Here is a 12,367-nt window from a genome sequence, read left to right as displayed (position 1 = left end):
CGTAACCTAACAATCGAATGTCATACCATTGAAATCATGTCATTTATCCACGAAATCTCTCCTTATGGTCTTACTACATGAATAAGCCGCTTCCGCTCCAAAGTAGGTGCCTGCCCGAATGTGCTCGCGCTTGAAAAAGCTGGGTATAGAAATGTTATGCGGGTAGTTGGAGTGATTGGATTAGTTATGGGGAGAATCCGGTGGCGATAGGAGAAGAATAGAATAAGAACCCGCGGTGTGGATTCTTGTGATTCCCTGGAAATCAGAGACCCGACCATACTAGAAAAATATCGTATTCGATTTTTCGTGTGTATTTGGCTCGTTTAGCTTGCCGGCGACACATTGTATTCGATTTTTCGCGTACATTTGGCTGATCACCTACCGTCGGCACTTTGTGTTCGGTTTTTCGCATACATTTGGCTCATTTATGTTACCTGTGGCACATTGTATTCGGTTTTTCGCATACATTTGCCTCGTTTACCTACCGTTCGCACATTGTACTCGATTTTTCGCATACATTTGGCTCGTTTACCTAACGTCGGCACATTGTGATCGGTTTTTCGCATACATTTGGCTCGTTCAGCTTGCCGGCGGCACATTGTGTTCGGTTTTCGCATACATTTGGCTCATTTACCTACCGTCGGCACATTGTATTCGGTTTTTCGCATACATTTGGCTCGTTTACCTACCGTCCGCACATTGTGTTCGATTTTTCGCATACATTTGCTCATTTACGTTACCGACGGCACATTGTATTCGATTTTTCATTCACATTCTCACGACGGCCTTCATCTTCAAACCAAATCTGGACTTTGTAGCGTGCCAATATATTCATAGTAAATGATTCGCTGAGATGAACCTCTTGCCACCGGGCGAAATTTTCCTTTATCCACCAGCTGACGGCAGTATTTAATGATCGTCATCGTGTGCAATTCCAGTTCTCTCGCGGCATCAGCCGGGCGAAGGACTCGATGGTGCCGGATGGCTGCCCGCATAAGATCGCGCTCGATTCTGGAATAAGCTCTCTCAACGGTTGTCTTCGCAGACTTTTCTGCTAACAAATAAGAAAAGAGAATGTTCCGCAGCGCGGAGAGAATGAAGGATGGATTTTCTTTTAGCTCATCCAGCGAGATATAGAGCACCGTGCAGTCTTGAGACTGTAGAAAAAGCCCGCGGTTCAAGTCCATGCGGTATTTGCTACGATCCGTTCCATGTGAGCCATAGTCCATGATCTCAAATGCAATACGCGAGGCTCCGATCTCCCACAAAATATCCACAAAATAGGATCTGCCGCGCCAGTCCTTAACTTCATATTCTGGGTGTAATCCGTGAAAATGTCCGGCTAGAGGCCACCACACCCGCTCGACAAACAAGCGGTTTCCGTAACCATGACCGCGTTTAAGTGCATCAAGCCGCTCTCCCTTCCTTTGTTTAAGATGATTACATAACCATTCATTATGCTCCCTCTCGAAACCCATTACCTATCCCCTCGCTCTGCAACGAAATATGTTTTTAATCATACAAAACCCCGCCTCTATTCCAAAAGGAAAGGAGACGGGGCATTCTTTGCCTCGTTTGGTTTTATCTATAAATATTGTGCCACATTATCATTAGAATGCACAATAGGAAATCGGCAGGATCATTCAAAATAAATAAGCCCAGTAAAATCCCCCAAAAATTCTATCACTCTCTATTCCATTTATTTTTATATTTATATCCTCTTTTCTTTTAATATTTTCCCTATTAATACATTTTCATATCGCATATTTCATCTTATCCACCTTTGGGTTTACTTTCCATTTTAATCAACTGCCCGCCCGGGGTATTATCGCCGGAGAAGGCCGGATATACGAATATATAAAGGTATGCAGCAAATTAGAGTGATTGGGTTTTGTATGGGGATTACGATCGTTCTTGAGGAAGATTAAAGTTAAAAGCGCGTGCTTGATATCTGGTTAAACGATTATATGAAAGAGAAGCAACTGTCAGCATACCGGAGTATCCGGCCGCACTTCTGCGAAACGGTCCGCTGAGGACTCCCGTTCCATTCTAAGTAGTGCTCACCCTATCTGAGGACGGTTGGTCCGCGTTGGGTTCGACCAGGATTTTCTGTATAATGGTAAACGTTACGTCGGATGTGATGTTAAACGCACGAAATGACAAGTAAACAAAGTCCATCCGGCGTTTGAAACCATGAACCGGAAAGGATGAAGTAAATTGAGTTATACGGAACTGCTGGAACGGAAGAGCGAAATCTTGAAGAAAACGGTCGAGAACTGGGTTTTGAAAGAAAATCGCGACGGACTGAACCTTCAAGAGGCTCATATTTACCAGAATATACTCAAGGAATTTCATCAGAACGAACATGAATTGAATGGGGTACGAGACGAGGAAGCAGTTAAGCGTCAGGACAACGGGTCCACGGAAAAAGAAGACACTGTAACAGCTCGCAAACATGAGGCGCAAACGGCTTGATCTCAGAAGACGTACGCGTAAGAATATGAGAGGCTGCCCGGGAAGTTTGGGCAGCTTTTTACGTACAATCATTTCGCTGCCGGCCTCCGAAGCAAACGCTCTAAAATCCAGACGTTCGTATAATCCAGCAACCTGAGGATATCGCTATATGACGTTAACCTTTTCTGTGGCAAGTATAAATTAGAGTACAGAGCTAACTCCTGTGCGTCACGACTGCCAGTATGTGCTGGCGGTGCTGGAGGTGGCCCGTATACCTCACACTGGAGTTTCTCAGATGTATTCGAAATCAACAATTTATATTTGTAAATATTTTCATGATAGATGGAAGACCAATACAACAGTTTCTACTGTTAAGGTAACAGCTCAGCACATAATTTTCTATCCTATTAGGTATTAACGCTTGATGAAACTACCAACCTTCTGGACAATCCTTCCTCTAGTTGTATATAGTGTATAACGAAAGTGGCACTTAGTGAGCAAGGTACCAGGAGGAGAAATACGAAATGGCAAATATATTGGTAGTAGAAGATGAACGAGCGATTAATGATTTAATTACAATGAATCTCAAGCTGGTTGGACATACATATAGCAAGGCTTACCGTGGACCGGAGGTTTTCGAAATTCTGGAGCGTGAAAAGACTGATTTGATTCTGCTGGATGTTATGCTTCCGGAATTGGATGGTTTTGAGGTGATGCAGCGGATTGCACATTTGCAGGTTCCAGTGATTTTGATCACCGCCAAGAATTCTTTGGCTGACCGCATTAAAGGCTTCGAGCTGGGCGCGGATGATTATATCATTAAACCCTTTGAAATTCTTGAATTACTGGCAAGAATCAATGTAGTCCTGCGCAGGGGTGAAAAAGGCACTTCCAGCTTCATTTGCGATAATGTTGAGGTGCGTTACCTGGAACGGCAAGTTTTAGTAGATCAGACACCGGTTGATTTGACCGTTAGAGAATTCGAGCTGCTTGAGGTGTTAATTCGTAACCGGAATATTGCATTGTCGAGGGAAAAGCTGCTGGAATTGGCGTGGGGCTATGATTTTGAGGGCGACACCCGCACCGTGGATGTTCACATCCGGCAGCTACGTAAAAAGCTGGGCTGGGAAGAACGGATCAAAACCATTTTCAAGCTAGGCTACCGCCTGGAAGTTCAGAGCTAATCATGAGATTCTGGCATAAGATTCTGCTGTCGGTACTTGCTCTCTTTATTGCTGCTCTGGATGTAAGTGTCATTATGGTGATGAAAAAAAGCTGGCAGCTAAACATGGACAGTGAAATGCAGAGAGCATCCAGTGAGCAATTGTTAATCGCCAACAATATTTATGAGAACCTTAATTCTATTCAAGCACGGGGAACGGCATTGACCCCTATTCTACTGGCCAGCGTCTCTGAGTCCTATGGAGATTACTACCGTAAGCAGGGAATCTATTTACAGCTATGGGAGAACGACCGAATGATTTACCCTCCCCAAAAAGGACAATTCGGGAAATCTAATTTAGGAAAAGGCGATCAGCCTGTATCCTCAGACGAACGCTCTATTCAGCTCTCCACTCAGCTTCCTGCTCCTTACCAGCATTTGCTGCTTGTCTATCAGCGTGATATCAGTGAGCTCTTCAACAAGCAACAGGAACTGAACCGCTTTTTTGTAATGATTAACTGGATCGTGGGACCCGTTCTACTGCTTCTTCTTTATCTTCTAATCCGGCATCTAAGCAAGCCGCTAAAGCTCCTGTCAGAGACCAGCAAAACAATCGCCGAAGGCGACTATACGAAACGGGTGCAGCTGCGCAGCAAAGATGAATTTGGCGAACTGGCCTTGAACTTCAACCGGATGGCGGAGGCCGTGGAGCAGAGGGTTACGGAACTCTCAGACATGGCTGAAGAGAAACAAAGGATGGTGGATAATTTGGCCCACGAGTTGCGCACGCCTTTGACCAGCATGCAGGGGTTCGCCGAGTTTCTGACCACGGCCAATATTGGACAGGAAGAACAGCAAACTGCGGGTGGCTATATTCTTAGTGAAACCCTTCGTCTCAAGAATCTGGCCTTCAAGCTGCTGGATTTGTCTGTCCTCCGGCATCAGCCGTTGGCACTTCAGCAGGTGGATATTTCGGAACTATTTCAAGCTATCCAACAGACGGAGCGCCCAAAATTGACGGATGCTGGCATAAGATTTCATGTCCAACATACGATTTCAAATGTCTGGGGAGATCCCGATTTACTAGCTTCATTATTGGTAAATCTGGTTGAGAATGCGATTCATGCCTCCAAGCAAGGCAGCGAAATCCACATGCTGGCCTATGAGCTGGATGGAGAAGCCGTGCTAGAAATCCGTGATACGGGAACCGGAATCACCGCAGAGATGGCTAAACGTGTGTTTGAACCTTTCTATCGGGGAGACCAGGCTCGTTCACGTGAATATGGCGGCGCTGGCCTAGGATTATCCTTATGTAGGCAAATTGCTGAAGCGCATAAGGCCAGACTATCCTTAAACTCTGTCCTCGGCGAGGGAACTAGCATCAGACTCTTTTTACAACTCTATAACAACTGCCCTCCTACTCTATAACATCTTTGGATTAAGGTTAGGAAGATTCATCATCATCCGATCCCAATGGAGGTTAAGTTAAATGAAGAACAACAAGATTTCCGCTACACTCGCTGTACTCTTGTTCTCTGGAAGCGTGCTGGCGGTGAGCGCAATGATTGTCCCAGGATTTGTGAACACCACCGCCGCCAAGAGCATTTCTGCAGTACAAGACTCGGGCAATCTAACCTTGAACAGCAGCAAGGCACCCGTACTAAAAGTAGAAGCAGAAGCTCCGGTATCTACTGTGAACAGAGATCTAGAGCAGCTGATGACCCAAGAAGAAATGCAGCAAATTTATGATTTTGCGGACAAGCCCAATAACGAAATTATCACCATCGGAAGGGAGATGACCGAGGATGAAATAAACCGGAGGCTGATATTGGAAGACCAGTATGTGTATGACGGCCTTCGTCCCAAGCAGCTGTTCCCGTTAAAATCGGGACAAGCGGAGTTTTATTTTGACTTGGAGAAAAACACGCTCAAGTATCCGAATCGGACATTGACTGACGAGGAACTGTTACAATATATTGACTGGTTCTACCGGGAGGCCTATGCCTTGTCCAAACGGAATATTGTAACCCCTCCAGAAACAGGGAATTTGAGCCAGACCGACGCCGTTGCCATGGCCGCTTCAAGTGTGCGAAAAATATTCGGAGCTGACGTCTCCAAGCTTGAAGTAAAAGCAAGCCAAGGAGAATCCATGCTATCAAAGAAAAAGACCTGGATGGTAATATTCACCCCCTATAAAACCAACACCTTAAGAGGACAAGGTAAGGAATTTTGGCAATATACCGTAATTATTGATCCCTCCACCCGGACGGTAGTAGATACGACCGCAGCTAATTTTTCACTCACAAGAACCCCAATCAATGCTGAAGCTGCCATCGCTATCCAAAAGGATGCAACCTGGATTAACGAGGCTATAAAAATAGTTACAGACAGACAAGGAGAAACCCGGAAAATCGCCACGGCTTCCCTTACAGACACTGACGTAAATAATAAGCGCGGTATGGTAGCGGTCAAAATGTTGCTCGAAGACGGCAGCAGTTATACTGCAGAGTTACGCTACCCAGATCAGACTCTTCGGTGCCTCATCTATGAAGAAGCAGAAGCTGCTAAATAGGATATTAAGGATGAACAAAGGGGAAATTATATTTCAAATCGGTATAACCAGTTCTTGAAAAAGTCAAAGAAGCTACTGAGGAAGAGTAAGAATTGCGAGGCATTTGAATAAGTGGTTTGTGGACTGAACTAGGTGATGAGTAAGATCCCTGTTCAGTCCTTTTTGGTTTCTTCTGCAAACAATCTGCAATCAAAAACTCGAAGATGATAGTTGTAGTGTACCTAGAAGCATCCACGCTTTAATAGTCTCTATCCTTTGTCCAAATTGCATTTAATAGAATATTTTGGTAGATTGAATCCAGGAACTTGTTAACCGACTGATCAGCGCAAATATTGTTCAAAACTAAGCGTATTTCTACCGAGGGGAGATCAGATTTCTATGAATATAGCCGTCAAATTGATGCAAAAATTCAAAGACCGCGATACCCAGAATAAGCTGAAAGTTTATCAGGACAAAGTGGAGCTCATCAGAAAACGGAATTTGGAAGCATGGGACGATGGGCAGCTTCTAGCGGAATCCCTCCGGCTACAAAAAGAAGCAAAATCAGGTACACCTTTGGATGAGCTGCTTATCGCTGCTTATGCGTTAGTATGCGAGGTAGCGAAGAGAAAGCTTGGATTAAATCCTTACGATGTCCAGATCATGGCTGCCATTGCTCTGCACGAGAGATTCTTGATAGAGCAGCATACAGGTGAAGGAAAAACACTTTCTGCTGTTATGCCTGCATATCTAAATGCACTGACTGGCAAAGGCATTCATGTGCTGACTTTTAACGATTATTTAGCCAAACGGGATGCGGAATGGATGGGCCCGATCTATCGTTTTCTCGGATTAACGGTAAACTCGGTTCAAGCGGGCATGAGCCTGTCCGAGAAACAGGAAGCATACGCCAAGGATATAACCTATGTTACGGCAAAAGAAGCGGGATTCGATTACTTGCGCGACACAATTGCACTAAACGAAGCGGATACCGTGCATCGTCCTTTCCACTACGTCATCGTCGACGAAGCGGATTCGCTGCTTCTCGACGAAGCTCGGGTGCCGCTAGTCATAAGCGGTGATTCTCCCTCTTCCAGGAGCGACGGCTTTCGTTTCGCAGAAGTAGCTCAGCAGCTCAAGCGAGATGAGCATTACGACTTCGACGAGTTCCAGCGGAACGTTTACTTAAATGAAACAGGCGCTGCGCAAGCGGAATCGCTGCTGGGATGCGGCAATTTGTACGATAGCCATAACAGTCACTTGCTGACATCATTAAATTGCGCGCTGCATGCAGAATCGTTATTAAAGAAAGACGTCGATTACATCGTCCGGGACGGAAAAATCGAGCTGATCGAAGAATATACCGGCCGAGTGGCGGAGAACCGGTATTTGCCGGACGGGCTTCAAGCCGCGCTTACGGCAAAAGAAGGGCTGTACTCCATAGCCGGCGGGAAAATTCTCGGGACGATCACCATTCAACACTTCATCAGCCTGTATCCGCAGATTTGCGGAATGACGGCTACCGCTCATGCATCCGCAATGGACTTCGAAGATATTTATGCGCTGCAGGTGCTGCAAATTCCGCCGAACCGGCCAAACATCCGGATCGACCATCTGCACCGGATTTATACCCATAAAGAAGCCAAACTTAAGGCACTCGTACAAGAAATCTCATCCGTCCATAGGACGGGACGTCCAATTCTCATTGGTACGTCAAGCGTCGAAGAGTCTGCCATGCTGGCAGAGGCACTAGCGGTTGCTGGCGTACCTTGCCATGTTCTAAATGCGAAAAACGATGCGGAAGAGGCAAACATCATCGCCAAAGCGGGAGAAACCGGTGCAGTGACGGTGTCTACAAATATGGCGGGACGCGGGGTCGACATCCGGCTCGGCGGCGTCGACCCCACGCAAGCGGAGGTAATCGCAAAGCTAGGCGGGTTGTACGTAATTGCCACCCATGTGAACGAAAGCGTGCGGATCGACGACCAGTTGCGCGGGCGTTCCGGTCGCCAAGGCGACCCGGGAGCTTCCGTTTTTTATGTAAGCTTGGAGGACGAGTTACTGCTTCGCTTCGGCATCCATAAAGCAGTTCGCGCTCCCAGGCAGAAAGAGGCTCTTGAAGAGACGGGGCTCAGCAGCAAGATCACAAGTATTCAGCGGATTGTTATGGGTCAAAACTTTGATATTCACAAGGAACTGAACTGTTATTCGGATATGGTGGAGGATCAGAGGCGAATTCTATACGCGGAGCGGCTGCGAATTTTGAAAGGCGAGCAGCCGTTGAGCCCAGCGGAGCAGCGGGTACGGCTTTTTTATATCGACGAATTCTGGGCTGACCATCTTGCATACGTTTCTTACCTTCGTGAAGGCATTCACTTAGAGAGCCTTGCCAGCCGCAATCCAATCGACGAATTTCATGCGCAAATCACTGAAGCCTACGAGCAAATTCCTTCTAAAATAAATATCGCGTCAGAAAATATGCTTGAAAAGCTCGGAGGTTCAAATGATCCGGCAGAGTGGGAAAAGTTCGGTCTGAAAAGCCCTGCTTCCACCCGGACTTATATAATCAACGATCAATACCTACAGAATAAGCGAACCTCATGGACCGGAACGACCGTATTTGCTTATTGGCTTCGCACGGTTGCGAGGCCGATATTCAAGCTGTCAAAATATTGATGCAACGATGGGGCGGTTAGCCCCTACTCCTCTAGCTCATCCAGCTTCGCTTCCAATTCAGCCAGCTTGCGATTCGCTTGATCCAATATCTCCTGTTGTTCTGCGGTTTTTGCTCGTTTTATTTCTTTTTTGATGGCCACAATTTGCTGTTCCAAATAGAGAATTTCAGCTTCATTTCCTGCGTTGTTCCACATCTGTGAATAAGTCATTGTCGCTCTCCTTTTTTCTAATTAAGAAAAGCCTTCCCTAAAGTTCAAACGAACTTTAGGAGAGCTTCTTTTTTTATCTACACAAGGGTTTCAAGTTCTCGCTTCTAGCAAAATTCTACTCTCGTGATGCTTCCTGTATTAAAGGCATCCCAGCTTCAACTAAACATTTGTTTCGAATGAAGATAATGGACAGTATTACAGTTAACACCCCTGTTCCAACAAGGAGCCATTCAATCTCAATTACATCCGCGAGCGGACCGAATATCAGCATTCCGATTGGCATCATGGAAGTCGATATCATACCAAAGACTCCGAATATGCGTCCCAAGTAATCCGGATCTACCTTCTCTTGTAGCATTACGGTTGTCGGTGTATTAAAGACGGGCATAGCTACGCCGAAAATAGCCATCATAACTAAGTAGATCCAAAAAACAGGTACAATGCCCAAAGCGAACGTACATACACCCATAATTAAGCTAGCAAAAGTCATTGTATATACTTTGTTTCGAAAGCCGCCCCATGAAGCAATAATTGCTCCGCCAGCCATCATACCGATAGAAAAAGCAATTTCAATAGCTGTTAATCGCCAATAATCATCTCCGAAGCTGCGTGTCACTTGTAGCGGTGTTAAAAATGCAGCCGGTGCCATCAATACGAAGAAAAAGGCGAAAAAAATGAAAAAAGTTTTGAGAAAGCTGTGGGTTTTAATATAGCTTAAACCCTGTTTAAAATCGTCCAAATAGCTTGTCGTTTGTTTATCAGTCGCTTTTTTATGCAACGGTATTTTCAAAAAGAAAGATAATGTAAAGATCGCTATCGCCGCTGTGATAACATCGATAAAGAAAATGACCTCTATTGTTGCCAATGAAAGCAATGACGCGCTAACGATAGGTGCAACAAACATCATTAGTGCTTGAAGACTTCCGTTAATCCCATTTACTTTCGTCAGCTTATCCTCTGGTACAATTTGAGGTAATATTGCCCCAACCGCAGGTGATTGAACCCCAGCTCCGAGCGCACGAACTGCAGCAATGGCGAACAACAACCATATCTCATCATAACCAAGCAAAAATGTAATGGCTAAAATCAGTGTAACAAAGGCAATCAGGGCATCTGCTATCATAATAAGATATTTCCGGTTGAAACGGTCCGCCCATACACCTGCAAACGGTGATAATAAAAAGGTAGGAATGAATCCACAAATAATAAATAATGTCATCATCATACCTGATTTTGTTGTAAGCGTAACGTACCACATAATAGCATATTGAACTAAAGCAGAACCGAATAACGAAAATGTTTGACTACTTAGAAAGATAATTATATCCCGTTTCCAATGTTTTTTGTTTTGTGCTTCGTTTGGTATCACTATAACTTACTCCCCCATTTTTAAAAAATATCATTCATTCCCCATTCGCCTATTAAAATTAATTACCAAATCCAGTACTTCTAATTCTATGTACAAAAATTTTATATAAATCACATTTCTAGAATAGCACAGAAATATTCACCCCACCATTCAGCCAGAATCTTAAAATTAGCCTGTGCACACAAAGAGCCGGTATCCCCCTCTTTCGAGAAGCCACCGGCTCTTTTTTACGTCTATTTCATTCTCCGTTTATACACTCGCATTGCGGAAGCCCAGAAAAACGCAAGTATTGCTAAACTCCATAATACCGCCACAAGCGTAGTTTTATCTGCCGTTCCTCCGAGTAAAAGAGAACGAATACTCTCGATAAGCGGTGTCATGGGCTGATATTCTGCGAATACGCGTATAGCCGAAGGCATGCTGTCGGTCGGCGCAAAGGCAGAACTAACGAATAAAAGTAACATCAAAATGTAAGAAAATACTCCTGCTCCTTCGAATGATTTAGCAAGTAAGCCGAAGGTGACGGCAATCCAAGTAAACGCAAGTACGCTAAGCAACAAAATACCAATGGCTAATACCCAACCGAGCACATCCGCTTTCGGCCGAAATCCCATTCCGAAGGCAACAAGGAAAATGGCAAGCAATGAAATGACGTTAAAAACTAATGAAGCAACCACATGACCGCCTAGAATAGAGGCTTTTGCGATCGGCATGGAGTGGAAACGCTCGAATATGCCTTTCGTGAGATCGTTATTGATACGAAGAGAAGAATAAGCCACGCCACTAGCAATGCAAAAGAGCAATATTCCGGGCACAATATAATTGATATAGCTTACATCACCGGTGTTCATCGCTCCGCCAAAGATGTAAACAAAGAGCAGCATGATCATGATCGGCATGGCGATGACGGTAATAATCGTGTCGATGCTACGTGTGGAATGGCGAATGACACGCCCACTCATGACGGCGGTATCGCCTAGAAAATGAATGAATTTCATCGGGAGTCCTCCTTTTTGCTAGTGACGATCGCGAGAAAAACATCCTCAAGCGAGGGCAGTTTCTGCGCAAACTCGGCAATTTCTATGTCAGCTTCCGCTGCTTTCGTTAGCAGTCGCATCATCTGTCTCGTACTTCCGTCTGTAATGACGGAGAGCGTGAGATTGTTCGAATCTGCAGTCGCGTTAAATTCCTTCAACAGATCTTGTGCTTGATTTAGCGTTGTTTCATTGTCGAATCGAAGCTCGATATGACCCTTAGGCAATCTATTTTTTAGCTCCGCGGGACTGCCGCTTGCCACGATATGACCTTCATGTAAGATCGCGATTTGATCGGCTAGATGGTCAGCTTCCTCTAAATACTGCGTAGTTAAAAAAACAGTGACACCTGATCTCGCTAAATCCTTGATCATATCCCACATAGCAAGACGCGCTTGCGGGTCAAGTCCGGTGGTCGGCTCATCGAGAAAAATGACCGAAGGGTTACCCAATAAGCTCATGGCCAAATCCAAGCGCCGACACATCCCTCCGGAATACGTGGAGATTCGGCGATCGGCGGCATCGAGCAAGTCAAAACGACGTAATAACTCCTCGGCTTGTTTGTCAGGATCGGGCAAATGGCGGAGTTTGGCCATCATTCGCAGATTCTCGCGTCCGGTCAGGATATAGTCAGCGGTGACGCTTTGTCCTGTCAGGCTGATCTCCTTACGTACTTGCTCTGGTTGCTTAGTTACGTCGGCTCCATTAATCTTTGCGCTTCCGTTGTCGGGCTGGAGCAGGGTGGCAAGAATTTTGATCATAGTGGTTTTACCCGCGCCGTTGGACCCTAGAAGAGCAAAAGTTGAACCCTTCTGAACAGTGAAGTCCACCCCCCGCAACACTTCCACGTTCTTATAGGATTTTTTGAGGCCTATTACTTCAATCGCCCAATTGTTCGATGTCATCCTAATC

Annotated in this window: 10 protein-coding genes and 1 pseudogene; 6 read left to right on the top strand and 5 right to left on the bottom strand. The window is 45.3% G+C overall.

From position 1 onward, the window contains the following. Positions 1-96 precede the first annotated feature (96 nt). Positions 97-221: pseudogene (locus tag MHI27_RS13315) on the top strand (sulfurtransferase); the annotation flags it as partial. Between the two features lie 573 nt (positions 222-794). Here MHI27_RS13315 and MHI27_RS13310 read toward each other — a convergent pair. Beyond that, positions 795-1,478 carry a hypothetical protein gene (locus tag MHI27_RS13310; protein WP_339270858.1) on the bottom strand — a complete coding sequence of 228 codons (684 nt, stop codon included), beginning with the start codon at positions 1,476-1,478 and terminating at the stop codon, positions 795-797. Between the two features lie 739 nt (positions 1,479-2,217). Between MHI27_RS13310 and MHI27_RS13305 the strand changes: the two genes are divergently transcribed. The 5 genes from MHI27_RS13305 to MHI27_RS13285 all read left to right on the top strand — a co-directional run bounded on the left by MHI27_RS13305 (position 2,218) and on the right by MHI27_RS13285 (position 8,843). Next, the gene (locus tag MHI27_RS13305; protein ID WP_042187657.1) at positions 2,218-2,475 is read left to right on the top strand and encodes a hypothetical protein; all 258 of its coding nucleotides are present in this window, start codon (positions 2,218-2,220) and stop codon (positions 2,473-2,475) included. A gap of 503 nt (positions 2,476-2,978) precedes the next feature. Then, positions 2,979-3,638, top strand: coding sequence for a response regulator transcription factor (locus tag MHI27_RS13300; protein ID WP_149644295.1), 660 nt, complete (start codon positions 2,979-2,981; stop codon positions 3,636-3,638). Between the two features lie 2 nt (positions 3,639-3,640). Then, positions 3,641-5,044 (top strand): HAMP domain-containing sensor histidine kinase, encoded by a 1,404-nt coding sequence (locus MHI27_RS13295; RefSeq protein ID WP_076299370.1) that lies wholly within the window; start codon positions 3,641-3,643, stop codon positions 5,042-5,044. A 61-nt stretch (positions 5,045-5,105) separates the two neighbouring features. Next, on the top strand, positions 5,106-6,188 hold the full coding sequence (locus MHI27_RS13290) for a hypothetical protein (RefSeq protein WP_042187651.1): 1,083 nt from the start codon (positions 5,106-5,108) through the stop codon (positions 6,186-6,188). Positions 6,189-6,566: 378 nt separating this feature from the next. Further along, on the top strand, positions 6,567-8,843 hold the full coding sequence (locus tag MHI27_RS13285; RefSeq protein ID WP_405176460.1) for a DEAD/DEAH box helicase: 2,277 nt from the start codon (positions 6,567-6,569) through the stop codon (positions 8,841-8,843). Positions 8,844-8,866: 23 nt separating this feature from the next. Here MHI27_RS13285 and MHI27_RS13280 read toward each other — a convergent pair whose 3' ends face one another. The 4 genes from MHI27_RS13280 to MHI27_RS13265 form a co-directional block, all read right to left on the bottom strand. Further along, positions 8,867-9,052, bottom strand: coding sequence for a hypothetical protein (locus MHI27_RS13280; RefSeq protein WP_405176459.1), 186 nt, complete (start codon positions 9,050-9,052; stop codon positions 8,867-8,869). A 115-nt stretch (positions 9,053-9,167) separates the two neighbouring features. Next, entirely contained in the window at positions 9,168-10,421 is a 1,254-nt protein-coding gene (locus MHI27_RS13275) for an MFS transporter (protein ID WP_405176458.1), read from the bottom strand. Between the two features lie 233 nt (positions 10,422-10,654). Beyond that, on the bottom strand, positions 10,655-11,419 hold the full coding sequence (locus MHI27_RS13270) for an ABC transporter permease (protein WP_042187644.1): 765 nt from the start codon (positions 11,417-11,419) through the stop codon (positions 10,655-10,657). After that, the gene (locus MHI27_RS13265; RefSeq protein WP_042187642.1) at positions 11,416-12,360 is read right to left on the bottom strand and encodes a daunorubicin resistance protein DrrA family ABC transporter ATP-binding protein; all 945 of its coding nucleotides are present in this window, start codon (positions 12,358-12,360) and stop codon (positions 11,416-11,418) included. The genes MHI27_RS13270 and MHI27_RS13265 overlap by 4 nt, the downstream gene beginning before the upstream one ends. Between the last annotated feature and the right edge of the window lie 7 nt (positions 12,361-12,367).

Origin of the sequence: Paenibacillus sp. FSL H8-0261 (assembly GCF_045040645.1) — a bacterium.
In the GTDB taxonomy this organism is placed as follows: Bacteria; Bacillota; Bacilli; order Paenibacillales; family Paenibacillaceae; genus Paenibacillus_AQ.
This window is presented reverse-complemented; position numbering and strand designations above follow the sequence as displayed.

Bases quoted from the DNA above. Each gene is read 5' to 3' on its own strand.
- MHI27_RS13310 (WP_339270858.1), bottom strand. From the start codon at position 1,478: ATGGGTTTCGAGAGGGAGCATAATGAATGGTTATGTAATCATCTTAAA.
- MHI27_RS13300 (WP_149644295.1), top strand. From the start codon at position 2,979: ATGGCAAATATATTGGTAGTAGAAGATGAACGAGCGATTAATGATTTA.
- MHI27_RS13295 (WP_076299370.1), top strand. From the start codon at position 3,641: ATGAGATTCTGGCATAAGATTCTGCTGTCGGTACTTGCTCTCTTTATT.
- MHI27_RS13290 (WP_042187651.1), top strand. From the start codon at position 5,106: ATGAAGAACAACAAGATTTCCGCTACACTCGCTGTACTCTTGTTCTCT.
- MHI27_RS13285 (WP_405176460.1), top strand. From the start codon at position 6,567: ATGAATATAGCCGTCAAATTGATGCAAAAATTCAAAGACCGCGATACC.
- MHI27_RS13280 (WP_405176459.1), bottom strand. From the start codon at position 9,052: ATGACTTATTCACAGATGTGGAACAACGCAGGAAATGAAGCTGAAATT.
- MHI27_RS13270 (WP_042187644.1), bottom strand. From the start codon at position 11,419: ATGAAATTCATTCATTTTCTAGGCGATACCGCCGTCATGAGTGGGCGT.
- MHI27_RS13265 (WP_042187642.1), bottom strand. From the start codon at position 12,360: ATGACATCGAACAATTGGGCGATTGAAGTAATAGGCCTCAAAAAATCC.